At 61.4% G+C, this 26,481-nt stretch carries 22 protein-coding genes and 3 tRNA genes; 4 read left to right on the forward strand and 21 right to left on the reverse strand.

Going from position 1 to position 26,481, the window contains the following annotated elements; genetic code table 11:
• The 17 genes from nuoH to KEC16_RS03440 form a co-directional block, all read right to left on the reverse strand.
• A complete protein-coding gene (gene nuoH / locus KEC16_RS03360) occupies positions 1 to 1,032 on the reverse strand; it encodes an NADH-quinone oxidoreductase subunit NuoH (protein ID WP_211546214.1) in 1,032 nt (343 codons plus the stop codon).
• Complete coding sequence (nuoG, locus tag KEC16_RS03365) at positions 1,025 to 3,100, reverse strand: NADH-quinone oxidoreductase subunit NuoG (RefSeq protein WP_211546215.1); 2,076 nt, start codon at positions 3,098 to 3,100, stop codon at positions 1,025 to 1,027. The genes nuoH and nuoG overlap by 8 nt, the downstream gene beginning before the upstream one ends.
• A 16-nt stretch (positions 3,101 to 3,116) precedes the next feature.
• Positions 3,117 to 4,394: an NADH-quinone oxidoreductase subunit NuoF gene (gene nuoF / locus KEC16_RS03370; RefSeq protein WP_211546216.1), complete on the reverse strand. Its 1,278-nt coding sequence runs from the start codon at positions 4,392 to 4,394 to the stop codon at positions 3,117 to 3,119.
• A complete protein-coding gene (gene nuoE / locus KEC16_RS03375; protein WP_211546217.1) occupies positions 4,394 to 4,999 on the reverse strand; it encodes an NADH-quinone oxidoreductase subunit NuoE in 606 nt (201 codons plus the stop codon). Before nuoE ends, nuoF begins: the two co-directional genes overlap by 1 nt.
• On the reverse strand, positions 4,996 to 6,174 hold the full coding sequence (locus tag KEC16_RS03380; protein ID WP_211546218.1) for an NADH-quinone oxidoreductase subunit D: 1,179 nt from the start codon (positions 6,172 to 6,174) through the stop codon (positions 4,996 to 4,998). The genes nuoE and KEC16_RS03380 overlap by 4 nt, the downstream gene beginning before the upstream one ends.
• A 1-nt stretch (position 6,175) precedes the next feature.
• On the reverse strand, positions 6,176 to 6,781 hold the full coding sequence (locus tag KEC16_RS03385; RefSeq protein ID WP_211546219.1) for an NADH-quinone oxidoreductase subunit C: 606 nt from the start codon (positions 6,779 to 6,781) through the stop codon (positions 6,176 to 6,178).
• Between the two features lie 24 nt (positions 6,782 to 6,805).
• Positions 6,806 to 7,366: a NuoB/complex I 20 kDa subunit family protein gene (locus KEC16_RS03390; RefSeq protein WP_211546220.1), complete on the reverse strand. Its 561-nt coding sequence runs from the start codon at positions 7,364 to 7,366 to the stop codon at positions 6,806 to 6,808.
• A complete protein-coding gene (locus KEC16_RS03395; RefSeq protein WP_211546358.1) occupies positions 7,357 to 7,722 on the reverse strand; it encodes an NADH-quinone oxidoreductase subunit A in 366 nt (121 codons plus the stop codon). The genes KEC16_RS03390 and KEC16_RS03395 overlap by 10 nt, the downstream gene beginning before the upstream one ends.
• Positions 7,723 to 7,973: 251 nt before the next feature.
• A tRNA-Asp gene (locus KEC16_RS03400) sits at positions 7,974 to 8,050 on the reverse strand.
• A 375-nt stretch (positions 8,051 to 8,425) separates the two neighbouring features.
• Positions 8,426 to 8,623, reverse strand: a complete 198-nt coding sequence (locus KEC16_RS19950; RefSeq protein WP_346344019.1) for a zinc-binding dehydrogenase — start codon at positions 8,621 to 8,623, stop codon at positions 8,426 to 8,428.
• A 143-nt stretch (positions 8,624 to 8,766) separates the two neighbouring features.
• Positions 8,767 to 8,842, reverse strand: a tRNA-Val gene (locus KEC16_RS03410).
• 118 nt (positions 8,843 to 8,960) lie between these two features.
• Entirely contained in the window at positions 8,961 to 9,251 is a 291-nt protein-coding gene (locus tag KEC16_RS03415; protein ID WP_211546359.1) for an HU family DNA-binding protein, read from the reverse strand.
• Between the two features lie 225 nt (positions 9,252 to 9,476).
• The gene (lon, locus tag KEC16_RS03420) at positions 9,477 to 11,879 is read right to left on the reverse strand and encodes an endopeptidase La (RefSeq protein WP_211546222.1); all 2,403 of its coding nucleotides are present in this window, start codon (positions 11,877 to 11,879) and stop codon (positions 9,477 to 9,479) included.
• Positions 11,880 to 12,007: 128 nt separating this feature from the next.
• On the reverse strand, positions 12,008 to 13,273 hold the full coding sequence (gene clpX, locus KEC16_RS03425) for an ATP-dependent Clp protease ATP-binding subunit ClpX (protein ID WP_211546223.1): 1,266 nt from the start codon (positions 13,271 to 13,273) through the stop codon (positions 12,008 to 12,010).
• A gap of 109 nt (positions 13,274 to 13,382) precedes the next feature.
• The gene (gene clpP / locus KEC16_RS03430) at positions 13,383 to 14,027 is read right to left on the reverse strand and encodes an ATP-dependent Clp endopeptidase proteolytic subunit ClpP (RefSeq protein WP_249208670.1); all 645 of its coding nucleotides are present in this window, start codon (positions 14,025 to 14,027) and stop codon (positions 13,383 to 13,385) included.
• 126 nt (positions 14,028 to 14,153) lie between these two features.
• Positions 14,154 to 15,539 (reverse strand): trigger factor, encoded by a 1,386-nt coding sequence (gene tig, locus KEC16_RS03435; protein WP_211546224.1) that lies wholly within the window; start codon positions 15,537 to 15,539, stop codon positions 14,154 to 14,156.
• 80 nt (positions 15,540 to 15,619) lie between these two features.
• Positions 15,620 to 15,704 (reverse strand) — tRNA-Leu (locus KEC16_RS03440).
• A gap of 274 nt (positions 15,705 to 15,978) precedes the next feature.
• On the opposite strand from KEC16_RS03440, the gene KEC16_RS03445 reads away from it, so the two are divergent.
• The 3 genes from KEC16_RS03445 (at position 15,979) to KEC16_RS03455 (ending at position 19,071) form a co-directional block, all read left to right on the forward strand.
• Positions 15,979 to 17,310, forward strand: coding sequence for a globin-coupled sensor protein (locus KEC16_RS03445; protein ID WP_211546225.1), 1,332 nt, complete (start codon positions 15,979 to 15,981; stop codon positions 17,308 to 17,310).
• A gap of 180 nt (positions 17,311 to 17,490) precedes the next feature.
• Positions 17,491 to 18,828 carry a globin-coupled sensor protein gene (locus KEC16_RS03450; protein WP_211546226.1) on the forward strand — a complete coding sequence of 446 codons (1,338 nt, stop codon included), beginning with the start codon at positions 17,491 to 17,493 and terminating at the stop codon, positions 18,826 to 18,828.
• 9 nt (positions 18,829 to 18,837) lie between these two features.
• Positions 18,838 to 19,071, forward strand: coding sequence for a hypothetical protein (locus tag KEC16_RS03455; RefSeq protein ID WP_211546227.1), 234 nt, complete (start codon positions 18,838 to 18,840; stop codon positions 19,069 to 19,071).
• A gap of 15 nt (positions 19,072 to 19,086) precedes the next feature.
• Here KEC16_RS03455 and KEC16_RS03460 read toward each other — a convergent pair whose 3' ends face one another.
• From KEC16_RS03460 to KEC16_RS03470, 3 genes are read right to left on the reverse strand one after another with little or no spacing between them, the layout of a single operon-like run.
• Entirely contained in the window at positions 19,087 to 20,061 is a 975-nt protein-coding gene (locus KEC16_RS03460) for a magnesium transporter CorA family protein (RefSeq protein WP_211546228.1), read from the reverse strand.
• Between the two features lie 19 nt (positions 20,062 to 20,080).
• Positions 20,081 to 21,496, reverse strand: a complete 1,416-nt coding sequence (locus tag KEC16_RS03465) for a malonyl-CoA decarboxylase (RefSeq protein WP_211546229.1) — start codon at positions 21,494 to 21,496, stop codon at positions 20,081 to 20,083.
• 30 nt (positions 21,497 to 21,526) lie between these two features.
• Complete coding sequence (locus tag KEC16_RS03470) at positions 21,527 to 22,996, reverse strand: NAD(P)H-hydrate dehydratase (RefSeq protein ID WP_211546230.1); 1,470 nt, start codon at positions 22,994 to 22,996, stop codon at positions 21,527 to 21,529.
• A gap of 135 nt (positions 22,997 to 23,131) precedes the next feature.
• Here KEC16_RS03470 and KEC16_RS03475 point away from each other — a divergent pair, with 135 nt between their 5' ends.
• Entirely contained in the window at positions 23,132 to 24,394 is a 1,263-nt protein-coding gene (locus tag KEC16_RS03475; RefSeq protein WP_211546361.1) for a D-amino acid dehydrogenase, read from the forward strand.
• Here the strand turns inward: KEC16_RS03475 and KEC16_RS03480 are convergent.
• Positions 24,391 to 26,481: a ComEC/Rec2 family competence protein gene (locus KEC16_RS03480; RefSeq protein WP_211546231.1), complete on the reverse strand. Its 2,091-nt coding sequence runs from the start codon at positions 26,479 to 26,481 to the stop codon at positions 24,391 to 24,393. The genes KEC16_RS03475 and KEC16_RS03480 overlap by 4 nt on opposite strands.

Raw genomic sequence — 26,481 nt, forward strand, 5'->3', positions numbered from 1 at the left:
TTAACCCTGACCCGGAAGCCAACCGAAGGCGACGAGAACGCCCGAGGTCAACACCACCCAGAACAGCGAGAACGGCAAGAAAATCTTCCATCCCAAACGCATCAGCTGGTCATAGCGATAACGGGGGAAGGTGGCGCGCACCCACAGGAAGATAAACAAAACAGCGCAGATCTTAAGCACGAACCAAATGATGCCGGGGATCCAGTTGAACGGCGCGATATCCATCGGCGGCAACCAGCCGCCCAGGAACAACACCGTGGCCATGGCGCTCATCAAGATCATGTTGGCGTATTCACCCAGGAAGAACAGGGCGAAGGTCATGGCCGAATATTCGACGTTATAGCCGGCGACCAGTTCGGATTCCGATTCCGCCATATCGAACGGCGCACGGTTGGTTTCCGCCAGGATCGACACCACGAAGATGATGAACATCGGGAAATGCGGCAGGATGAACCACACCGTTTCCTTCTGCTTCAAGACGATGTCCGACAGGTTGAGCGATCCCACGGTAACCAGCACCGAAATGATCACCAGCCCCATGGAGACTTCGTAGGACACCATCTGCGCCGCCGAGCGAAGACCGCCGAGGAAGGCGTATTTGGAGTTCGACGCCCAACCCGACATGATGATGCCGTAGACGCCCAAGCTGGAAATGGCGAACAGATACAGCACGCCGACATTGATATCGGCGACCACCCATCCTTCATCGAAGGGAATGACCGCCCAGGCGATCAAGGCCAGGATAAAGGTCAGCATCGGCGCGATGACGAAAACCACCTTGTTGGCCCCGGACGGGAAGATGGTTTCCTTCAAGAACAGCTTGGCGCCATCGGCCAAGGGTTGCAGCAGGCCAAAGGGGCCGACCACGTTGGGACCCTTGCGCAACTGGATGGCGCCGATGACCTTGCGCTCGGCATAGGTCAGATAGGCGACCGCCAGCAGCAGCGGCAGGACGATGGCGACGATCTGAAGAACGATGACGATCAGGCGCCACAGTTCCGGGGGCAGCAGCCCAGAGAGCATATCAACCATGGGTCCCCGTCTTCTTCTTGCTGTTGCAGCCACAGCCGCCGCCGAATTCCGCCGTGCATTCCGCCATGGTCTTGGAGGCGCGGCTGATCGGGTCGACCATATAGAAGTTGTCGATGGCCGAGGCCAACGGCTTGTCGCTCAAAGCGCCTTCAGCGCCGGCGCCGGCCCAGGTGGCGGCGGCAACCACGCCTTCAGTGGCGAACACCGCATTGCTGGCGACCATGCGCTGGCGCAGCTGCTTGACGGTGTCAAAGGCCAGCGGCTTGCCCAAGGCGTCGGACAATGCACGCACCACCTTCCAGTCTTCCTTGGCCTCGCCCGGCGGGAAGATGGCCAGACGAGTCCGCTGGACCCGGCCTTCGGTATTGACGAAGGTCGCGCTTTTTTCCGTATAGGCGGCGGTGGGCAGGACGACATCGGCGCGATGCGCCCCGGCATCGCCATGACTGCCCAGATAGACGACAAAGGCATTGCCCAGCGACTTCATGTCGATTTCGTCGGCGCCAGCCAGGAACACCACCGAGATTTCCCCCGATTGTGCCCCGGCGATGATGCCGGCGGTATCCTTGCCACCGGCCTGCGGCACAAAGCCGACATCCAGGCCGCCGACACGGGCGGCGGCGGTGTGCAAGACGTTGAAGCCGTTCCAGCCATCGGCGATCACCCCGGTATCCTGGGCCAGCTTGGCGGCCAGGGCCAGGATGGCGGCGCCGTCTTCGCCGGTCAAAGCGCCCTGGCCGATGATGATCGCCGGCTTGGCGGCATTCTTCAGCACATCGGCGAACGGATGGTTCCCCGCGGCGATGGCCGCCAGCACCTGGGCGCTGTCGCCCAGCCAATCATGCTGGAAGGTCAGATCGGTCTTCGGACCGATGATCGCCGCCTTGAACCCACCCTTGAGCCAGCGCTTGCGGATGCGAGCGTTGAGCACCGGGGCTTCGATGCGCGGGTTGGAGCCGATGATCAGCAGCGCGTCGGCCTGTTCGATGCCGGCGATGGTGCTGTTGAACAGATAGGCGGCGCGGTTGCCGGCCGCCAGCTTGGCGCCGTCTTGGCGGCAATCCATGTTGCCCGAGCCCAAGGCCGCCAGCAGATCCTTGAACGCCTGCATGGTTTCGACATCGGTCTGGTCGCCGGCGATGGCGGCGATCTTGGATCCGGCCAGACCGTTCACCTTGGCGGTGATGGCGGCGAAGGCGTCGCTCCACGACGTGGCGGCCAGCGTGCCGTCCTTGCGCACATAGCAGCGGTCAAGGCGCTGACGCTTAAGGCCGTCGCAGGCAAAGCGCGAACGATCCGACAGCCATTCCTCGTTGATGTCGTCATTGACGCGGGGAAGGATGCGGATGACCTCGTTGCCACGGGTATCGAGGCGGATGGCCGAGCCCAGCGCGTCCATGGCGTCGACGCTTTCGGTCTTCTTCAATTCCCAGGCGCGATAGGTATAGCTGGCCGGCTTGTTGGTCAGCGCGCCGACCGGGCACAAATCGATCAGATTGCCCGACAGTTCCGACGACACGGCGGCGCCGACATAGCGGCCGACTTCCAGGTGTTCCGACCGGCCCAGGCCGCCCAGCACCGGGGTCCCGGCGATTTCGGAAATGAAGCGGATGCAACGGGTGCACTGAATACACCGGGTCATCCAGGTCTGGATCAGCGGGCCGTAGGACTTGTCCTCAACCGCCCGCTTTTCTTCCTGATAGCGGCTGCGATCGCCGCCATAGGCCACGGCCTGATCCTGCAAATCGCATTCGCCGCCCTGATCGCAGATCGGGCAATCCAGCGGATGGTTGATCAGCAGGAATTCCATCACCCCTTGGCGGGCCTTGCGCACATTGGCGTTGTTGGTGTGCACCACCATCCCCTCGCCCACCGGCATGGCGCAGGAGGCAACGGGCTTGGGCATCTTTTCCACTTCGACCAGGCACATGCGGCAATTGCCGGCCACGGCCAGACGTTCGTGATAGCAAAAACGCGGGATCTCGATGCCGATGGTTTCGGCCGCCTGGAGGATGGTCACCCCGGCTTCGACTTCGATCTCGGTTCCGTCGATCGTCAGTTTGGGCATGTTGTCTCTAACCTCCTCAGGCCGCGCTGGAATTGCGGGCCCGGATCTTCTTTTCGATCTCGGGGCGGAAATTGCGGATCAGACCCTGGATCGGCCAAGCGGCGGCGTCGCCCAGAGCGCAGATGGTGTGACCTTCGACCTGCTTGGTCACTTGCTGCAACAGATCGATTTCCTCGATGGTGGCGTCGCCCTTGTCCATGCGTTCCATCATCCGCCACATCCAGCCGGTGCCTTCGCGGCACGGCGTGCACTGGCCGCAGCTTTCATGCTTGTAAAAGCGCGACAGCCGGGTGATGGCGCGGACGATGTCGGTGGATTTGTCCATGACGATGACGGCGGCGGTGCCCAGACCGGAGCCGGCCTCGCGCAGACCGTCGAAATCCATCGGGCAATTCTCGATCACCTCGCGGGTCAGCACCGGAGTGGACGAACCGCCGGGGATCACCCCCATCAGATTGTCCCAACCGCCACGAATGCCGCCGCAATGCTTGTCGATCAGCTCGCGGAAGCTGATGCCCATTTCCTCTTCCACATTGCACGGCTTGTTCACATGGCCGGAAATGCAGAACAGCTTGGTGCCGGAATTCTTCGCCCGGCCCAGGCCGGCGAACCACGCGCCGGAACGGCGCAGGATGGCCGGAACCACGGCGATGGATTCGACGTTGTTGACGGTGGTCGGGCAACCGTACAGACCGACGCCGGCGGGGAACGGCGGCTTCAGGCGGGGCTGGCCCTTCTTGCCTTCCAGGCTTTCGATCAGCGCCGATTCCTCGCCGCAGATGTAAGCGCCGGCGCCGCGATGGACGTAGAGATCGAAATCCCAACCAGAGCCGCAGGCGTTCTTGCCGATCAGACCGGCGGCATAAGCCTCGTCGATGGCCACTTGCAGATGTTCGGCCTCGCGGATGAATTCACCGCGAATGTAAATATACGAGGCGTGGGCGCCGATGGCGAACGCGGCCAGCAACGCGCCTTCGACCAGCTTGTGCGGGTCAAAGCGCATGATCTCGCGGTCCTTGCAGGTCCCCGGCTCGCCTTCATCGGCGTTGATGACCAGGTAATGCGGACGCGCCCCTTCGGTTTTCGGCATGAACGACCATTTCATGCCGGTGCCGAAACCGGCGCCGCCACGGCCGCGCAGGCCCGAGGTCTTGACTTCCTCGATGATGGCGTCGCGGCCCTTGGCCAACAGCGCCTTGGTGTTATCCCAATCGCCGCGCGACTGCGCGCCCTTGAGGCGCCAGTCGTGGATGCCGTAGAGATTGGTGAAGATTCTGTCCTGATCGCGCAGCATCACGCCTTCTCCGATCCGAAGGTAAGGTCGCCAAGGGTGGTCGGGCCACCCTCGGGGGCCGAGAACTGACGACCGCCCTGGGGACCAGGATTCGGCGTCTCGCCCCGCTTCAACGCTTCCAACACCGCCTTGGTGCTTTCCGGCGTCAGGTCTTCGTAATAATCGTCGTTGATCTGCATCATCGGCGCGTTGACACAAGCGCCCAGGCATTCCACTTCGACCAAGGTAAACTTGCCGTCTTCGGTGGTATCGCCCCAGTTGACGCCCAGAACCTCGCGCGCGGTCTCGCCGACACCGTCGGAGCCGCGCAGCAGGCAACAGATGTTGGTACACACCTGGACGTGGAACTGACCAACCGGTTTTTGGTTGTACATGGTGTAGAAGGTCACCACTTCCTGCACCCGGATCGGGGCCATTTCCAGCATCTCGGCGATATATTCAATCACCGGAATGCCGGTCCAGCCGACCTGGCGCTGGGCCAGGTCCAGCAACGGCATCACCGCCGATTGCTGACGGCCGGCCGGATACTTGGCGATGATTTTCTTCGCCTGTTCCAGGTTTTCCGCGGTAAAGGCGAAGCTGGTCATGTCTTGCTCTGTGCTCATCGGTCGATCTCGCCGAAAACGATGTCGATGGAGCCGATATTGGCCACCACGTCGGCCAGCATGTGTCCCTTGGACATCATGTCCAGCGCCTGAAGGTGGACGTATCCCGGCGGGCGGATCTTGCAGCGATAGGGCTTGTTGGTGCCATCGGCGATCAGATAGACGGCGAATTCGCCCTTGGGCGCCTCGACCGCCGCATAGACCTCGCCTTCCGGCACATGGAAACCTTCGGTGAACAGCTTGAAGTGATGGATCAACGCTTCCATCGACTTCTTCATTTCGGCCCGGGGCGGCGGCGATATCTTGCGGTCGTCGGTCTTGACCGGACCTGCCGGCATTTCGCGGATGCATTGCTTCATGATCTTGATCGATTCGCGCATTTCGATCATGCGGATCAGATAGCGGTCATAGCAATCGCCGACCTTGCCGACCGGCACGTCGAATTCCATGCGGTCATAGACTTCGTAGGGCTGGCTTTTGCGCAGATCCCAAGCGATGCCCGAGGCGCGCAAATTGGGACCGGTGAAGCCCCAATCCAGCGCCTGTTCGGCTGTCACCGTGCCGATATCGACGGTGCGTTGCTTGAAGATGCGATTTTCGGTCACCAGGGTTTCGATATCATCGACCACCTGGGGGAACTGATCGCACCAGACGTCAATATCTTCCAGCAGACCGGCCGGCAAATCCTGGGCGACACCGCCGACGCGGAAGTAATTGGCGTGCAAACGGGCGCCACAAGCGCGCTCGTAGAACTCCATCAGCTTCTCGCGTTCCTCGAATCCCCACAGCATCGGCGTCATGCCGCCGACGTCGAAGACGAAGGCGCAGATGTTGAGCAAGTGGTTGAGGATGCGACCCATCTCGCAATACAGCACACGAATGTACTGGCCGCGCAGCGGCACGGTGACGCCCAGCAGCTTTTCCGCCGCCAGCACGAAAGCGTGCTCCTGGTTCATGGTGCCGACATAGTCCAGACGGTCGAAATATGGCGTCGCCTGGGTGTAAATCTTGTGTTCGATCAGCTTTTCGGTGCCGCGATGCAGCAGGCCGATATGCGGATCGGCGCGGTCAACCACTTCACCCGACATTTCCAGGATCAGACGCAGCACGCCATGGGCGGCCGGATGCTGGGGACCGAAATTGATGTTGTAGCTCTTGATCTGGGATTCGGCCATGTCAGCGGCTCCCCTCCGCCTTTTCGTCACCGGGCAAGGTCTGGCCTTCCCACGGCGACAGGAAATCGAAGCTGCGGAAATCTTGGACCAGCTTGACCGGCTCGTAGACGCAGCGCTTTTGCTCGTCGTCATAGCGCAGTTCGACGTGACCGGTCAGCGGGAAATCCTTGCGCAGCGGGTGCCCCTCGAAACCGTAATCGGTGAGAAGACGGCGCAGATCGGGGTTATCGGAGAAGATAATCCCGAACATATCCCAAGCTTCGCGTTCGAACCAGCCGGCAGCGCTGAACACGCCGACCACGGACGGCACCGGGGTTTCTTCGTCGGTGGCGACCTTGACCCGCACGCGCTGATTATGCTTGAGCGACAGCAGGTGATAGACGACGTCGAAGCGATCTTCGCGGCTCGGCCAATCGACGCCGCACAGATCGACCAATTGCTTGAACAAGCACCCCGAATCGTCGCGCAGGAAGGTCAGCATCTTGACGATCGAAGGCGTGCGCACCACCAGCGTCAACTCGCCGACGCGATTGACTTCGCTACTGAGCACGTCGTTAGGCAGGGCGGCGGCGATATAGTCGCCCAGGTCTTTGAGCACTTGCGTCATGGTGTCTGACCGTCCCTGTCGTTTCTAGCGGAGGATGGTGCCGGTACGGCGGATTTTCTTCTGTAGCTGCAAGATGCCGTACAGAAGCGCTTCTGCCGTCGGCGGGCAACCGGGGACATAGATGTCCACCGGAACCACGCGATCGCAACCGCGCACCACCGAATAGGAATAGTGATAATAGCCGCCGCCATTGGCGCACGACCCCATGGAGATAACCCAGCGCGGCTCGGCCATCTGGTCATAGACGCGGCGCAGCGCCGGGGCCATCTTGTTGGTCAGCGTGCCGGCGACGATCATCACGTCGGACTGACGCGGGCTGGGACGAAAGACGACGCCGAAGCGGTCCATGTCATAGCGCGAACAGCCGGCGTGCATCATTTCCACGGCGCAGCAAGCCAGACCAAAGGTCATCGGCCACATGGACCCGGTCCGGGCCCAATTGACCAACTTATCGACATTGGCGAGAACGAAGCCCTTGTCTTGAATTTCGTCGGTAACCAGCTTCAGGATGCTGTCCTGAGCCGCGCCTTGAGGCAGCGGCGCGGCGTGCGCAGGCGTCACCAGACCGGAATTGGTCACTCCCATTCCAAGGCTCCCTTTCGCCATTCATAGATGAAGCCGATGGTCAGCACCCCCAAGAACACCATCATCGACCAAAAGCCGAACATGCCGATCTTGCCGAGCGTCACCGCCCACGGGAACAAGAAGGCCACTTCCAGATCGAAAATGATAAAGAGGATGGCGACAAGATAGAACCGCACGTCGAACTTGGAGCGCGCGTCGCCGAAGGCGTCGAAGCCGCATTCATAGGCGGCGTTCTTGTCGGGATCAGGCTTTTGATGACCGACCAGCCACGAAGCGCCAATCGCAATGACGGATATGGCGACGGCAATTCCGATGAAGATCAGGATCGGCAGATATTCGAGCAGCCAAGCTTCCATCATCCAGCCCTTATAGATTGGGTCCGCTTAAGACGCCCCCTCCTCTTCCGGCCTTGGGCGAACCTGTCCACCACAAGCAACCAACCCAAGGCGCGAACTGCACTTGGGCGAAGAAACTGGCGATGGAGCAACATTCCCAATCAGGCAACGGTGGAAGAGAGGCCCTCCCTGCAAGACACTAGCCTCAAGCACGAGTGCCGGCCAGGAAAGATCGTCCTTTCGCGAAGAAAAAACAATCAAACCCTGGCTGATGGCGGGAGTGACGGGACTCGAACCCGCGACCTCCGGCGTGACAGGCCGGCGCTCTAACCAACTGAGCTACACCCCCAACGCAGCCACCCGCGCGGGTAGGGGTTGTGTAAAGCAGGGCCAGGGGACTGTCAAGCAAACATAGCCATTGCCAACAGCAAATTTGCCACAATCTGTTGTGTGTTGCGGTGCAACATGCCCCTCCCCCTCTGCCAACGGGTAGAGCCGGATGGGCCAAGCGGGTAGGTTCGATGTGGAAAACTTCCGTCGGTGGCCGCCCCCCTCAGATAAAGCGCAGACCGGTGATCAGGACCACGCAGACAAGCCCGCCGCCGGGTCCGCGACCAAATCTCATCGGCCGGGACCTTTTCATCTCCAGCCACCGGGAGCTCAGATCGTTCATCGCCACGGTCTCCTTATTATAGGGCCAGGCCGTTGGCCTGGCCCCCAAGCTTCATTCGGTCACGCCGATAACGATCTTGCCATGCGCATGACCGCCTTCGATGGCGGCATGGGCCTCCGCCGCCTGCCCCAGGGAAAAGCGCCGCTGATCAAGGATGGGCATCAGCTTGCCGGCTTCGACCAGGAGCGCAAGGCAAGCTCCGAATGAAATTGCCCACTCCACGGCCTGGAAAACGGCCCTGGCGGGCACGACCCAGGGACAGCAGGGCTGTGCCCGTCCTGGGGAAGGGTTGATTTCGGTCGGGGTGCGGATTATCAAGTGTGACGTGAAGGTGTGCTAACGGAGTACACCTTCACACTCTGGATCACAGTGAAATCAACGCCTTAGAGGCGTGGTGGGCGGTGACGGGTTCGAACCGCCGACATCCTGCGTGTAAAGCAGGCGCTCTACCGGCTGAGCTAACCGCCCTCAGTCCAGACACGCTATGTACGGGGGATTGGCGAAAAAGGCAATCCCCCCTGGGCAGACAAAAAAGGGCCAGCGTCAACCCAAGCTGACGGCCGGCCCTTGTCGCAGCGGGCGGAGATTACTGCACCGAATCCTTCAGACCCTTTCCGGCCTTGAACTTCGGCTGCTTGGAAGCCGCAATGCTGATGGTCTCGCCCGTACGCGGGTTGCGCCCTTCCGAGGCGGCGCGGTCGGAAACCGAGAAAGTGCCAAAGCCAACCAAGCGCACTTCGTCGCCACCGGTCAGCGCAGCGGAAATGGCATCGAACACACCATCGACAGCCTTGGCGGCGTCGGCCTTGGACAGGCCGGCGCTGGTGGCGACCGCAGTCACGAGATCATTTTTATTCACCTGATGCCCCCTTTGCATATTGCCTCGACAAAAGCCGCTTGGGTCGCTGCTTTCCGAAAATAGCGAGGAAAAGTGTAATTCTCGATTTTTATCAGCGTCAATCGTCAATGCGCCGAAACACTTCGTTTTCCGCCATTTTGTCTATTTTCCGCGGGCAATATCGGGTCCTTACCCGATTCTGCAAACGACAACGGCGACCGGATAATTCCGATCGCCGCCACCGCATTTTGTAATTTTTCAAGATCAGTGCGTCAGCACCGCCCCAGCATCGCCATCCTTGGCCGCGGAAGCCGCGGTGTCGGCCGGCTCTTCCCATTCAATTGGTGCCGGCATCCGAACCAAGGCGCGTTGCAGAACCTCATCGGCGGTGGCGACCGGAATGATCTCCAGCCCTTTCTTGACGTTATCGGGGATTTCCGCCAAGTCCTTTTCATTGTCCTTGGGGATCAGCACCGTTTTCAAGCCGCCGCGCAACGCCGCCAACAGCTTTTCCTTGAGACCGCCAATGGGCAGCACCCGGCCGCGCAAGGTAATTTCGCCGGTCATCGCCACTTCGCGCCGCACCGGGATCCCGGTGATGGCGGAAACGATGGCGGTGCACATGGCGATGCCAGCCGACGGACCATCCTTGGGGGTGGCGCCTTCGGGAACGTGAACGTGAATGTCCTTTTTCTCGAACACCGTCGGCTTGATGCCCAGGGAAACCGAGCGCGAGCGCACGTAAGACCGCGCCGCCTGCACCGATTCCTGCATGACGTCGCCCAGCTTGCCGGTATGGCTAAAGCTGCCCTTACCCGGCATGGTCACCGCCTCGATGGTCAGCAATTCGCCGCCCACTTCGGTCCAGGCCAACCCAGTGACGCCACCGACCATGTCTTCAAGCTCGGCTTCGCCATAGCGGTACTTGCGCACACCGGCATACTTTTCCAGATTGCGCGGCGTCACCGCCACCTTAAGCCGGCCCTTGGACACGATCTCGGTGGTGGCCTTGCGGGCCAGATTGGCCAGTTCGCGTTCCAGGTTACGCACGCCGGCTTCGCGGGTGTAATAGCGGCACAGATCGCGGATGGCGTCATCGGACACCGTCCACTCGCCCTTTTTCAGCCCGGCGGCAAGCATCACCTTGTCAAACAGGTGACGCTTGGCGATTTCCACCTTCTCGTCCTCGGTATAACCGGACAGGCGGATCAGTTCCATGCGGTCCAGCAAAGGCTGAGGCATGCGCAGCGTGTTGGCGGTGGTGACGAACATCACGTCGGACAGGTCGTAATCGACCTCGAGGTAATGATCGTTAAAGGTCGAATTCTGTTCCGGGTCCAGCACTTCCAGCAGCGCCGAAGACGGATCGCCGCGCCAATCGGCGCCCAGCTTGTCGATTTCGTCAAGCAGGAACAGCGGATTGGACGATTTCGCCTTTTTCATACCCTGGATGATCTTGCCGGGCATGGAACCGATATAGGTGCGGCGATGGCCGCGCACCTCGGCTTCGTCGCGCACGCCGCCCAGCGAAATGCGGACGAAATTGCGGCCGGTCGCCTGCGCCATCGACTTGCCAAGCGAGGTCTTGCCGACGCCGGGCGGACCAACCAGGCACAAAATCGGTCCCTTGACCTTTTCCGTGCGGGTCTGAACCGCCAGATATTCGACAATGCGTTCCTTGACCTTCTCAAGCCCGTAATGTTCGGAATTGAGGATCTTTTCCGCCAGCTTGACGTCTTTCTTGACCTTGGTCCGCTTCTTCCACGGAATGGTCAAAATCCAGTCCAGGTAGTTGCGCACCACGGTGGCTTCCGCCGACATCGGGCTCATGGACTTAAGCTTCTTCAGCTCGGCCAAAGCCTTTTCGCGGGCTTCCTTGGACAAACGGGTCTTGGCGATACGCTCTTCCAGCTCGGCGGCTTCATCCTTACCGTCCTCGCCCTCGCCCAGCTCCTTTTGGATAGCCTTAAGCTGCTCGTTCAGATAGTACTCGCGCTGGGTCTTTTCCATCTGGCGCTTGACCCGGCTGCGGATCTTCTTTTCCACCTGAAGGACGCCGATCTCGCCCTCCATATAGGAATAGACGCGTTCCAGCCGCTCGGCCGTGCTGCCCAGCTCCAGCAATTCCTGCTTTTCAGAAATCTTCAACGACAGGTGCGAGGCAACCGTGTCGGCCAGCTTGGCGGGGTCTTCGATCTGATTGACCGAAACCAACACTTCCGGCGGAATCTTCTTGTTGAGCTTGATGTATTGTTCGAACTGACCGACCACCGAACGGGCCAAGGCTTCCAGTTCCTGGCCTTCGACAAGACCGTCGTCGATCATCTCGGCGGTGGCCTGGAAGAACGATTCGTTATCGGTGAAGCCGGTGATACGGGCGCGGCGGCCACCTTCGACCAGCACCTTGACGGTGCCGTCGGGTAATTTCAGCAATTGCAGAACGGTTGAAACGGTCCCAACCGCATAAATGTCGGCGGTGGTGGGATCGTCCTGCGCGGCGTTCTTTTGCGCCACCAGCAAGATCTGCTTGTCTTCCCGCATCACGTCTTCCAACGCGCGAACAGACTTGTCGCGGCCGACGAACAGCGGAACGATCATGTGGGGGAAAACGACAATGTCGCGGAGCGGAAGAACGGGGAAGACGTCGCCACGAGCGATTTCGGACATGCTACCTCTTCGGGCCTGCGGCCGGGGCCAGAAAGCCCCTGGCCGGCTTTAGACTATTTCTATTTAGATGGTCGGTTTCCCCGCCCCGTCAAGGGGAACGCCCGATCATAGCTCGGATGACCGGCGCTTTAGGCGCCGGTGCCGACGTCTTCACGCCGTTCCGAGTAAATGAGCAGAGGCTGGGCCCGGTTCTCAACCACTTCCTTGTTGACCACCACTTCCTCGACATCATCCATGCCCGGCAATTCGAACATGGTGTCGAGCAGAATGCTTTCCATGATCGAACGCAGGCCACGAGCGCCGGTCTTGCGACCGATGGCCTTTTCGGCAATGGCGACCAAGGCGTCTTCCTTGAAGGCCAGCTTGGTGTCTTCCATCTCGAACAGGCGCTGGTACTGCTTGACCAGGGCGTTCTTGGGCTTGGACAGGATTTCCACCAGGGCATCCACGTCCAAATCGTCAAGCGTGGCCAAAACCGGCAAGCGGCCGACAAATTCGGGGATCAGGCCAAATTTCAGCAGATCCTCGGGTTCGACCTCACGCAGGATCTGACCGGTGCGCCGCTCGTCCGGGCCACGGACTTCGGCGCCGAAGCCGATGGAATTGTTCTTGCCGCGGGTGCCGATGACCTTTTCCAGGCCGGCGAAAGCGCCACCACAGATGAACAAGATGTTGGTGGTGTCCACTTGCAGGAATTCCTGCTGCGGATGCTTGCGCCCACCTTGCGGCGGCACCGAGGCGACGGTGCCTTCCATGATCTTCAACAATGCCTGCTGCACCCCCTCGCCCGACACGTCGCGGGTGATCGACGGGTTGTCGGACTTGCGGCTGATCTTGTCGACCTCGTCGATATAGACGATGCCGCGCTGGGCCCGTTCGACGTTGTATTCCGCCGCCTGCAACAGCTTGAGGATGATGTTTTCCACGTCCTCGCCCACGTAACCGGCTTCGGTCAGCGTGGTGGCGTCAGCCATGGTGAAGGGCACATCCAAAATGCGGGCCAAGGTCTGCGCCAACAAGGTCTTGCCGCAGCCGGTGGGGCCGATCAGCAAAATGTTGGACTTGGCGATTTCCACTTCGCCAGCCTTGCCGCCATGCTGCAACCGCTTGTAGTGGTTGTGGACAGCAACGGACAGAACCTTCTTGGCGTGGTCCTGGCCGATCACATAATCGTCCAGAACGGCCCGAATGTCCTTGGGGGTGGGGACGCCGTCGCGTGAGCGGACCAATTGGGTCTTGTGCTCTTCGCGGATGATGTCCATGCACAGCTCGACGCATTCATCACAGATGAAGACAGTCGGCCCGGCGATCAGTTTGCGCACCTCATGCTGGCTCTTACCGCAGAAAGAGCAGTACAGGGTGTTCTTGGAATCGCCGCTTGTGGACTTGGTCATCGGTACTCCATTGAATATAAGCGGCCGGAAGCTTGGGAATCATGTTAGCCACAGCACTCGGCGGCACACAATCAAAATCCCGCCCTCCAGCCTTGGCCTTTTGCCGCTTTTAGCCCTTGGCCTGGATCTCTTCCAGGCTGGGGCGGTTGGACACCACCTCGTCGATCAGACCAAATTCCTTGGCTTCCAGGGCGGTCATGTACTTGTCGCGCTCCATCGCCCGCTCGATCACCTCAAGGGTCTGACCGGTGTGATCGACATACATATTGTTGAGACGGGCCCGCAAAGCCAAAATCTCGCGCGCCTGGATTTCGATGTCGGTGGCTTGGCCCTGGGCGCCGCCGGAGGGCTGATGGATCATCACCCGAGCGTTGGGCAGGGAGAAGCGCTTGCCCTTGGCGCCGGCGGTCAACAGCAGCGAGCCCATGGAGGCGGCTTGCCCCAGGCACACCGTGGACACGGACGGACGGATGTATTGCATGGTGTCATACATGGCCAGACCAGAGGTCACCACGCCACCGGGCGAATTGATATAAAAGGCGATGTCCTTGTTCGGGTTTTCCGATTCCAGGAACAACATCTGAGCACAGATCAGCGTCGACACTTCATCGAAAACCTGACCGGTCAGGAAGATGATGCGCTCCTTCAACAGGCGCGAATAGATGTCGTACGAGCGCTCCCCCCGGTTGGTCTGCTCGACCACCATCGGCACCAGGGTGTTCATATAGAGGTCGATGGGGTCTCTCTCGCGCATGGTCCGTCCTTCTTCGTAGCAATCCGGCGCTGACGATTGCGCCGCAATAAACAATGGGGGAGAAAACCCGGAAGCACAAGTGGGACGCCGGCATTTCCCGTGTGGAAATGCCGGCGATTGATCCCTTTACTCGGCGCTGTCGGCCGCCTTCTTCTTGGCGGCCTTCTTCTTCGGCGCAGCCTCGTCCTCGGCCGCGGCCTCATCCGGATCCTTGCGCAGATCGGCGGCAGCCACCGGCTTGTCGGTCACCTTGGCCAGTTCCAAGATGAAATCCACCACCTTTTCTTCGAAGATGGGAGCGCGCAGCGAATTCATCGCATCCGGGTTGCCCTGGTAATACTGGAACACCATGTGTTCCTGCCCAGGGTAGCGGCGGGCTTCTTCGATCAACGCCTTGTTCAGGTCGTCCTGGGTGACGGTGACGGCGTTCTTCTGACCGACTTCGGCCAGCAGCAGCCCCAAACGCACGCGACGTTCGGACAGGGCGCGGTATTCGGACTTCAGGGTGTCGTCGTCCTTGCCTTCATCCGACGGGTCCAGACGGCCCGCTTCGCGGTCGGCTTCCAACTGCTTCCAGATGGCGTCGAATTCCTGATCGACCATCATCGACGGAACTTCGAAATCGTGACCGGCGGCCAGGGCGTCGAGCAAAGCCCGCTTGACCTTGCTACGGGCCAGGGCGTTCAGCTCGCGACCGATTTCCTCGGAAATGGCGCCCTTGAGGGCGTCGAGGGAATCCAGCCCGACCTTCTTGGCCAATTCGTCATCGATCTCGGCCGGCTTGACCGCCTTGACTTCCTTGATCGTAACATCGAACTCAGCCGGCTTGCCGGCCAGTTCGGCATTGCCATAGCCTTCGGGGAAAGTGACGCTGACGACGCTGACATCGCCGGCCGACTTGCCGATCAGCTGGTCTTCGAAACCGGGGATGAAGGTGTTCGAACCCAATTTCAGCGAATAGCCCTCGGCGGTGCCGCCGGGGAACGCCACGCCGTCTTGCTTGCCGACGAAGTCGATGATGACCAGATCGCCCGAGGCGGCGGCACGCTCGACCACGTCCGAGCTTTCGTTGCGCTCGGCGATGTTCTTCAGGGTCTCGTCGATTTCCGCGGCCGGGATCTCAGCCTTTTCGCGTTCCAGCGAAATGGTGGCGAAATCCATCGGGGTGATTTCCGGCAGGATTTCCAGCGCGACGGTGAATTCCAGATCGGCGCCTTCGGCATAGGACGAAATCTCGACCTTGGGCTGAGCGGCGGGGCGCAGTTCGCGCTCGGTGATCGCGGTGTTGGTGCCGTCGTTCACAGCCTGCTCAAGAACTTCGCCCATGATGGCGGCGGCATATTTTTGCCGCACGATCTTCATCGGCACCTTGCCTGGGCGGAAGCCGGGCAGCTTCACGGTGCGGGCGATTTCCGCCAGCCGATCCTGGGTCCGCGTCTCGAGCTGACCCGCGGGGACGACGACCTTGAACTCGCGCTTCAGGCCATCAGCATTGGTCTCGGTTACCTGCATCAGTCTTTCGCCAATCGAATCAATACGTTGAAGAATACCGGCGGCCACCCCTGCCCCATGCCTGAGATCAAGAGCGAAACTGGTGCGGGCGAAGGGACTTGAACCCCCACGGCTTTCACCGCCAGAACCTAAATCTGGTGCGTCTACCAATTCCGCCACGCCCGCATAGGCAGGTGCGCGGCCCCGAAAATCGGACGATTTCCAGGTCCGGCCCGCCGGAACCGGTGTCTATAGCACGGATAATCGCATTGAAACAGACCCTGTTATCGGGATTTTTTCACCACCGCCTTCCCCCCTGCCAATTTTAAAATCCATATAGACTTTGTGATAATTTTCTTATACTTCCGTCTAATGAAAAAGGCGGAAACCATACCCACCTAATCTGGGGTAAGCTGCACCTTACGTATGAGTTATCTGCACCTTTCGGGGGTATTGAGTAATGGATCTTGATCGTTCCGGGCGCATCTCCTTCTTGCAGATCGACGAAGACACCTGCCGTACCTTGCGGGAATTCCGAGAGGTTTTGGCCGGCCACGTCGATGCCTTGCTGGCCTCGTTTTACGATCACATCAAAACAACCCCCGAAGTGGCCCGCATTTTCAATTCGCCCGAACGAATGAGCCACGCCAGCGCCATGCAAAAGAAGCACTGGATGGATTCAGTGTTTGCCGGCAATTTCGATGACCGCTATTTCGCCAACGTCACCGAGATCGGCAAGATTCACCAACGTGTCGGCCTGGAGCCGCGCTGGTACACCGCCGGCTATTGCTTCGTGCTCAATCAGGTTTTCGCCCTGGCGGTAAAGACCTATCGCAAAAAGCCGGAAATGGCCGCCCGCGTCATCGCCGCCATCAACAAGGCGGCCTATCTGGACATGGATCTGGCCACCTCGGTCTATATCGAGACCAACACCGCCGCCATCATCGCCCGCGAGCTGGGGGCCAAGGCCGATGGCTTCGAGCGCGACGTCAAGGGCGTCGTCTCGGAAGTCGCAGGCGCCGCCACCCAGGTGGAAGCAGCAGCCCGCGCCATGGCCGCCAATGCCGAGGAAACCTCGGTGCAGTCGACCACCGTCGCCGCCGCCGCCGAGGAAGCCACCTCCAACATCCAGACCGTCGCCGCCGCCGCCGAGGAATTGTCGTCCTCCATCGAGGAAATCAGCCGTCAGGTGTCTCATTCCGCCTCGATCGCGTCGTCAGCCATGGAAGAGGCCGATCGCACCAACGAGATGGTTGAAAGCCTGTCGGAAGCGGCGGGCAAGATCGGTCAGGTGGTCAGCCTGATCAACGCCATCGCCAGCCAGACCAATCTGTTGGCCTTGAACGCCACCATCGAAGCGGCCCGCGCCGGCGAGGCCGGCAAGGGCTTTGCCGTCGTCGCCAACGAAGTCAAGTCACTGGCCAATCAGACCGCCAAGGCGACCCAGGAAATCGGTCAGCAGATCAATGCCGTGCAAACCGCCACCCGTGACGCGGTCGGCGCCATCACCGACATCGCCCGCACCATTGGCCAGATCAACGACATCGCCGGTTCCATTGCCGCCGCGGTCGAGGAACAAGGCGCCGCCACCGCTGAAATCGCCCGCAACGTCCAGCAGGCGGCCATGGGCACCCAGGAAGTCACCGGCACCATCGCCCGCGTCTCGGCCGCCGCTTACGAAACCGGCAACACCGCCCGCGAGGTGTTGAGTGCCGCCGCGTCGTTAGCGCAAAATTCCCACACATTGGAAACCCAGGTGAACCATTTCGTCAGCGATATCCGCGCCGATTGACCCACCCGCCCCCCTTCCCCAGCGACACAGGCCGCACCCATCCAGGGTTGCGGCCTTTTTCTTGCACACATCCGCCTTTTGACGGACGGACGCTAGACCTAAATGCAGTATAATTCGTATGCACTCATGTTTTATAAGGACTTCCCATGATTAAACGTGAAGTAATGATGGGTGGAAAAAATGTGTGGCATCGAAATTCGGAGAAAATTCCTTCAAATGGAAGAAGAGGATTTGGTTTTTTTGCGTAAGTTCAAACCAACGCTTGAACCAAAGATCGATCAAATTCTTTCTGATTTTTATAGCCACATCTCATCATTCGATCAAATTAGCAGAATATTTCAATCGCCGGAACGCATCAAACATGCGGCCTCCATGCAGAAAAAACATTGGCTTGACTTCGTTTTTGCCGGGATCTTCGACCAAAGATATATGCAAAAGGTCACGGAAATTGGTAAGATCCATCAGCGCATCGGCCTGGAACCGCGCTGGTATATGGCCGGATATTGCATCGCCCTCAATCAAATCACCGCCCTGGCCATTCGCACCTATCGTCGTCGGCCAGAGATTGCGACCCGGTTGGTGAACACCATCCACAAGGTTGTTTTTTTGGATATGGATCTGGCCACCTCGGTCTACATCGAACAAAACCTCGAAGCCACCGCCCACGCCGTCACCCAGGCCTTGGAGCAAAAGGCCGACCTGTTCGAGCGCGACGTCAAAGGTATCGTCGCCGAAGTGTCCAACGCCGCCGATACCATGAAGAACTCCGCCCAACATCTGGCCAACAACACCCGCGATACCTCGATGAAATCAGTGGCGGTGGCGGCGGCGGCGGAACAGGCGGCGATGAACATCCACGCTGTCACGGCGGCAGCCGAGGAACTGACCTTGTCCATCACCGAAATCAGCTGTCAGATCCAACGTTCCAACATGGTGACCGATGCCATGCACGTGGATATGGGCGAGACCAATAAGCGGGTGTCCAGCCTGTCGGAATCCACCACCAAGATCGGCCAGATCGTCAACCTGATCCAGGCCATCGCCCGCCAAACCAACATGCTGGCACTGAATGCCACCATCGAGGCGGCCCGCGCCGGTGAATCCGGCAAGGGCTTCGTCGTCGTCGCCAACGAGGTCAAGAGCCTGGCCACTAAAACGGCCCGGGCGACCGAGGAAATCAGCCGCCACGTCATGGAGGTGCAAGCAGCCACCGACGAGACGGTCAATTCCATCACCGGTATTTCGCGCACCATCGACCAGATCAAGGATATCAGTGAATCCATCGCCGCCGCCGTCGAGGAACAAGGGGCGGCGACCCAGGAAATTGCCCGCAACATCCAGCAAGCTTCGACCGGAACCCAGGAAGTCAGCCAGACCATTTCCCAGGTCTCCACCGCCGCCAATGAAAATGGCGAGGTCGCCGACGGCGTTTCCGGTTCGGCCAGCACCTTGTCTCATGCGGCGGGACGCCTGGAAGTGCAATTAGATCGCTTCGTCAAGGAAATCCGGACCGGCTGAGATCCCGCCTTGGCACAACAGGCCCTGATCGAGATGGAAAACGGTCAGCATCATGTTGCCCCCTGGTACGCCGTGGGCACCCAGGAAGTCACCGGCACCATCGCCCGCGTCTCGGCCGCCGCTTACGAAACCGGCAACACCGCCCGCGAGGTGTTGAGCGCCGCCGCGTCATTGGCGCAAAACTCCAACACCTTGGAAACGCAAGTGGACCATTTCGTCAGCGATATCCGCGCTGGCCGCTGATCAACCCGGCCGGCGCTACAGCCACTTGCGGCGTCGGAAGTACCAAAGCGGCACGATGGCGGCCAACAGCATCAGGCCCAACGCCCACAGATAGCCGAACTGCCAGTCCAGTTCCGGCATGACCCGAAAATTCATGCCGTAAATGCTGGCGATCAGGGTTGGCGGCAAAAAGGCCACCGCCGCCACCGAAAAAATCTTGATGATATTGTTCTGCTCGATATTGATCAGCCCCAAGGTGGCGTCGAGCAGAAAACTGACCTTGCCGGACAGGAAATTGGCGTGTTCGGCAATGGAATTGGCATCGCGCATCAACATTTTGATCCGCCCCCGCGCTTCCTTTTTAAAGCTGCTTTGCACCGATAAGAACAGCAACAGGCGGTTCAGCCCCAACAGGCTGTCCTTGGCCCGCGTGGCCAGATCGCCGGCCCGTCCGATCTTTTGCAAGATGCGGCGCAGGTCGCGACTGCCGTGCGGCCGGTCGTCGGCGGTCAGGAAAACTTGACGCGACAAGGCTTCCAGATCGGCGGTGGCCCCTTCCAAAATATCGGCCAACCGGTCGGCGATCTGTTCCAGCAATCCCATCAGCGCCTGTTCGCCACTGGCGGCCATGGCCGGATTACGGTTGATACGGCGAACGAACATGGAAAACGGCACCGGATCGACATAGCGCACGGTGATCATCAGCCCCTTGACCAAGATAAAGGTGATCGCGGCCGATTCGGGGGCTTCGCTGCTGGCCTTGTTGATAACCGGCATGGTCATCACCGTCGCCCGTCCTTCGACGTACAGACGACTGGACAGCTCGATCTCTTGCATTTCCTCGCGCGTGGGGACCTCGATCTCGGTCCAGTTTTCCACCTGCCGTTCTTCCTCACGCGTGGGCGACATCAGGTCGATCCACACGGTCTCGGCCGGGATCTCGTGCCAGTCGGCCGAGGCCACGTCCTGGCACAATAGGCCTTGGTCGAGGTGGAAAACGGTCAGCATCATGTTTCTCCGTTGTACGCCGTCAACCTTTCAGCAAGGTCTTCACCGCCGAGGAAATCACCACCTTGCCCTTGCCGGCATAGGTTTCGTGATTGGCCTCGATATCGTCGAGTTTGTACAGATAATTGACCATCATGGCGCAAGATTGGCTTAGCCCCTTGGCGCTGGTGTCGGCCCGCCAGTTGATGCGCTCGATGCGGGCGCCATTGGACAGGTGAAAATGAGCCACCGGATCAAGGGCGCGGACGCCGGATTTGCGTTCTTCCGCCAAATAGCGCGCGGCCAGACGCATCAGCGGCCCGCGCAAGGTTTCCGCCAAGTGATCATCGGCGACCCAGGCCGGATCGGCCAACAGCGCCTTCAGGCTGCCCTTGGCCGTCAAACCATTGGAAATCTGCGCCAAGGCCCGGTGTTCAATGCCGCTCAGCAATCCCGCCTCGCCTTCGGCCAACCGGCTTTCCAGCCATGGGCAAAAGCCGGGAATGGGCGACAAGGTGGCGAAGTTCTTGAGATTCTTGAACTCGCGGGTCAGTTCCTCGACCACCCGCTTGATCAGGAAGTTGCCGAAACTGATGCCGTTCAAGCCGCGCTGGGCATTGTTGATGGAATAAAAAATGGCGGTATCGGCGGTGTCGGGATTACCTGCCGGGGCATTAAGATCAAGCAATTGCTGAATATCGCCGCTGAGACCTTGGACCAGCGCCACCTCGACGAAGATCAGCGGCTCGGCCGGCATGCGTGGGTGGAAAAAACCGTAAAGCCGGCGGTCCGAGTCCAGGCGGTTCTTAAGATCATCCCAACCCTGGATGGTGTGCACCGCCTCATAGGCGATCAGCTTTTCCAGCACATTGGCCGGCGACGCCCAGGTCAGCCGGCGCAATTCCAAAAAGCCAACATCGAACCACGCCGACAGCAGGCCCTTAAGGTCGTTTTCCAAAGCCCGCAAACCGGCGTCTCCCTTGGCCATGCCGGCCAGTTCGGCCCGCAGGTCGACCAGGAATTTAACCCCTTCGGGCAAGGCGTTGAACTGGGTCAGCAGGCGCAAGCGGGGTGGTTCCAGCACTTCGCGCAAGCGCTGTTCAACCCCCGCCCGCTTGTCGGCCGGCGCTTGTTGCAGGGCGGCGATGGCCTGGTCCACCGCCTCGGGATCGGGGCCGAACTCGTCGGCAACCAATTTGAGGAACCGCCGCCGGCCCTCGGCCGACAGCGACAGGTATTCGCGCCCCAGGGCGGCGGCACGGGCACGGGCGGAAACCTCGCCGCCCTTGCCGTCCAGACAGCCGCGCAATTGCGGACGCAAACGATCCAGATCATCTTCGGGCAGATCGGGGGCGAAACTCAGCGTCTCGCCGCTTTTGGCGCTGCTGGCGACCTCGATCCACGATTTCGCCAATCCCTTGATGCGTTCCAACAAGGATGGAACTGCGGCTTGGGTCATTGCCCCGCTCCCCTGTGATGATCGTTCTGGTTATGATTTAGGCGCATTTTCCTGTTGGTAAAGGTTCCGCAGCACCAAGGGCAACGTCTCGGCGATATCTTCGGCGATCAGACCGGGGCCAAAGGCGGTGGCTGCGGCGCCATGCATCCACACCCCGGCGCAAGCCGCGTCAAAGCCATCCGAACCGGCGGCCAGCAAGCCGCCGATGATCCCGGCCAAAACATCCCCAGAGCCGGCCGTGGCCAGCCAGGGCGGCGCATTGGCGTTGATGGCGGCCCGACCGTCGGGATGGGCAATGACCGTATCGGCCCCTTTCAGCACCACCACCGCCCCCGAGCAGGATGCGGCCTGACGCGCCCGCTCCAACCGGCTGCCGGCGACATCGCCGAACAAACGGTCGAATTCGCCGTCATGGGGGGTCAGCACCGCCGAGGGCGACAACAGCCGGCGCAACGAATCCTTGCAGCCGCTGAACCAAGTCAGGGAATCGGCATCAAGCACGCATTTGCGCCCGGCCTCCAGCACCGCCTTGAGCTGGGCGCGGCGGCCTTCGCCCTGCCCCGCCCCCGGTCCCATGATCCAGGCATTGCGGCGGGGATCGGCCAGCATCTCGATCAGATCGGCTTCGGGCAACACCATATTGCCGGGATCGGCCATGCGATAGATGGCCAGCGCCGCATCGGCGGCGGCGATGGTGACCAGACCGGCCCCGGCCCGTCGCGCCGCCCGCGCCGCCAGCCGCGCCGCCCCGGTCAGGACGGCGCCGCCCAAGATGGTGACATGGCCGCGCTGGTATTTGTGCCCTTCGGCACCGGGCCACGGAAAACGGGCGGCCCAGACCGTTGGATCATTTTCGACAATGGCCGGCTCGACCTCGGTCAGCACCTCGGCCGGGATCCCGATCCCGGCCACCACCACCTCGCCGCACAAAGCCCGGCCGGGATAAAGCAGATGGCCGGGCTTCTTGCGAAAAAACGTCACCGTCGCCACCGCTTGCGGCGCCAGCCCCAGCACCGCCCCGGTATCGCCGTCAACCCCGGACGGAACATCGACGGCAATCACGGGCAGGCACAGCCGTCGCAACGCGGCGATCGTTTCCGCCGCCGGGCCGTCCAACGGCCGCGCCAGTCCCGCCCCGAACAAGGAATCCACCACCAGTTCGGCCCCCTCAAGACAGACCGGATCAAGCATCTCCACCGGACCGGGCCAGCGCCCGGCCATCAGGGCGGCGTCTCCCTTCAGATTGGCGACGTCGCCCAACAGGGCCAAACGGACGACGAACCCTTGATGCGACAGCAAGCGAGCGATGACGAAGCCGTCGCCGCCATTGTTGCCCGGACCGCACAATACCGTCACCCGGCAGGGGCGGAAGCGATGACAGACCTCCCGCGCCACCGCCCAACCGGCAGCCTCCATCAACGTCTCTCCGGCGATGCCCCCGGCCATGGCCAGGGAATCGGCGCGATACATTTCGGCTACGTTCAGGATTTCGGCGTTCATCCGTTCCTCCGTCAATACAACCCTAAGGTAAGCCTTTCCTGGGCATAAGCGAATCGCGTCCTTGTCGCCCCACCCTTGCGGCGATGCGGGGGTTGGGATAGGACTGGATCGCCAAATCAGGACGGGGAGGAAATGGTGAGGGTGCTGGTTCTCGGCGCCGGAGTGATCGGCGCCACCACCGCGTGGTATCTGGCCAAAGCCGGTCACGAGGTCGTCATCATCGACCGCCAAGATGGCGCTGGTCTGGAAACCAGCTTCGCCAATGGCGGCCAGATTTCGCCCTGCCATGCCGAGCCATGGGCCAATCCGGCGGTGCTGGGCAAGGTGGTCTCGTGGCTGGGACGCGACGATGCGCCGCTCTTGTTCCGCTGGAATCGCTGGGACCCGGCGCTGTGGGCCTGGGGCCTGCGCTTCCTGGCCAATTGCACCGGACCGCGCACCCGTCTCAACACCGAACGGACCTTGCGCATCGCCCTGTATTCCCGCGCCTGCCTGCAAGAACTGCGCGACACCTTGGCGCTGGATTACGACCAACGCCAACAGGGCATCTTGCACGTCTATCGTTCCCCCCGGGAATTCGACAATGGCTGCGCCGCCGCCGCCCTGATGGGCCGTTTCGGTCTTGACCGCCAGATCAAGGACCGGGCGCAATGCCTCAGCATCGAGCCGGCCTTGAACGCGGTGGCGCCAGAACTGGCCGGCGGTATCTTCACTCCCGGCGATGAAAGCGGCGATGCCCACAAATTCACCCGCGCCATGGCGGCGCAGGCGCAAATCCTGGGCGCTGATTTCCGCTATGGCGTGACGGCGACGGCCATCTTGCGCCATGGCGACCGCGTCATCGGAATCGCCTCCGATCAGGGCGAGATTCGCGCCGACGCCGTGGTTCTGGCCCTGGGGTCCTGGAGTCCGCTTTTGGCCCGCCCCGCCGGCCTGCGCCTGCCCATTGTTCCGGCCAAGGGATATTCCATCACCATGCCGGCGGGAATCGGCGCCCCCAGCGTGTCCATTACCGATGACGAACACAAGATGGTCTATTCCCGCCTGGGCGACCGCCTGCGTGCCGCCGGCACCGCCGAGATGACCGGCCATGACCCATCGCTCAACCCCAAGCGCTGGCGGATGATCCTTGACAATGCCCGCGCCCTGTTCCCCCAGGCCGGCGATTTCACCCAAGCCGAACCCTGGGCCGGCCTGCGCCCGGTTACCCCCGACAGCGTGCCGCTGATCGGCGCCACCCCTTTGGCCGGCCTGTGGCTGAACACCGGTCACGGCACCTTGGGCTGGACCATGGCCTGTGGCTCGGCCCGAATGCTGGCCGATTTGATGTCCGGCCAGCAGGCCGACATCGACACGCAAGGCCTGGGACTGGAGAGGTTTAGGTTTCCGTTTTTTTAGGAATCGTCATTTTCCGCTTCTTTTTCGTCGTCGGTCGGCGATTGATCGACATTCTTGCGACGGCGGACCGGGCGATGCGACCACGGCCGATCGCCCTGCCAGTGGGCAACGCTTTCCACCCGAAGCGATTCCAGCCATACCGCCTGGGCCCCCTGCCGCCACAGATCAAAACGGTCGATCACCAATCCAACCTCGCCACAGGCGCCCCGCAACGGCACGGCGCTGATCACCACATCCGCGCCGCGACAGGCTTCGTCGATGCCGGCCTCGCGGTGAATCAGGCCGACGACCATGCCGCCATGGCGATAGACGCAGCCAGCCGCCGCGCAGGTCAAATGACCGTCCGTGTTGCTGCCGCGCTTGGGCCAACGTTCCGTCGCCAGCGGCCCGGCGCGACGCCCCCACGTTTCTCGGACCATGCGACCGCCGCGATTGACCAGCAAGGAGCCATCTTCCTGGCGCACGCCAAAGGCATAACCGCGACCGTCAACCAGCAGATCGGGCGGATCGTTCAACAAAAATCCGCTCAGGCCCAAGAGCATGGGCACGCCGCCCCACCAGCGCCACGACCCCCGCCACAGCACCAACCACAATCCCCCCAAGGTAAAGCCGGCCATCCCCCATAACGGCAATGGCGGCAGGGCGATCGCGGCGCCGGGCAAGGCCGCCACCCAGGCGGCCACGGCGTTCACCGCCGTCACCCCCCAGCCCATGGGCACCAGGGCCAGTTCCTCCAATCCCAGCGGCATCAGCAGCAGCGACAGCATGGCAAACGGCATTACCGCGATACCGGTCAGCGGCACCGCCACCATGTTGGCCAGCAGCGACCACACGGCAAAGCGGTTGAAGTGAAAAGCCCCGTAAAACGCGGTGGCAAAGCCTGCGACCAACGAGGTCAACATCAATCCGGCCACATATAGGGCCAACCGATGATGCACCTGGCGATGCGCCGCCCGCCATGCCGCCATCGGCTTGGCCGCGACTTCGTAGGTGGCGATCAAGGCGGCGACGGCGGCGAACGACATCTGAAAACTGGGACCGATCAGCGCTTCGGGCGCCACCATCAGCACCATCATCGCCGCCCACGCCACCAGGCGCATGGACAAGGCGGCACGGTCCAGCAGCACCGCCAGCAAGACGATCCCGGTCATCAGAAAGGCGCGCTGCGCCGGCACCGGAGCCCCGGCCAGCAGCATGTACAAAAAGGTCAGCGCCATGGCCAAGGCCGCCGCCCATTTCTTGATCGGATAATGCAGCGCCACCGCCGGCACCAGGGCCAGACCGCCCCGCACCAGGAAAAAAGCCATGCCAGCCAGCAAACTCATGTGCAGGCCGGAAATGGACAGCAGATGGGCCAGACCGGAATCGCGGTAATCGTTGAGCACGGCGCGGGGAATGGCCGAGGTCTCGCCGGTGATCAAGGCGGCGGCCACGCCTCCGGCGGCGCCGGGGATCAGCCCGGCCACGCGCAGCGCCACCCGGTGACGCAGGCGGTTCAGCTCGTGCCCGGCAGCCGGCGGGGCGATGATTTCCGGGTCTGACAACCCGCTTCCCACCGCCCCCAATCCTTGGAACCAGGCATGTCGGGCGAAGTCAAAGGCCCCTTGCGTCAGCGGTTGCGGCGGCGGCAGCAACAGCGCCGACAAGCGGATTTCCGCCCCCACCGAGATGGGCGCCACCCGCTTTAAGCGCAATCTGACCTTGGTCGGCACCGGGCCATTGAGATCGGCCTGAACCTGCTCCAGCACGACCCGCTGGCCCCCCTCGGCCATCGGCTCGATTTCACTGATGACGCCACGGACAATGACCTTGCCCGAAGCCACTTCAAGAATCGGCGCCTGAACCCAAAGCGTGCGCATCTGCGCCACGCTCAGCCCCAACGCCGCCAGCAGCAACGGCAGCAAGACGATGGCGGCGCCATAGCGCCGGCGCAGCCCTAACCAAGCCAGCAAGACCACCACCAGGATTGCCGGGCCGGACCATGCCGGCGGCTCGGACGGCAAGATGAAGTAAAACGCGATGCCCAAGCCCAGAAAAACCGGCAGCCACAACGGCCAGCGTTCACGCTCGGCCAGCAGCCGTTCCAT

Source organism: Magnetospirillum sulfuroxidans (genome assembly GCF_018224925.1).
Lineage (GTDB): Bacteria > Pseudomonadota > Alphaproteobacteria > Rhodospirillales > Magnetospirillaceae > Magnetospirillum > Magnetospirillum sulfuroxidans.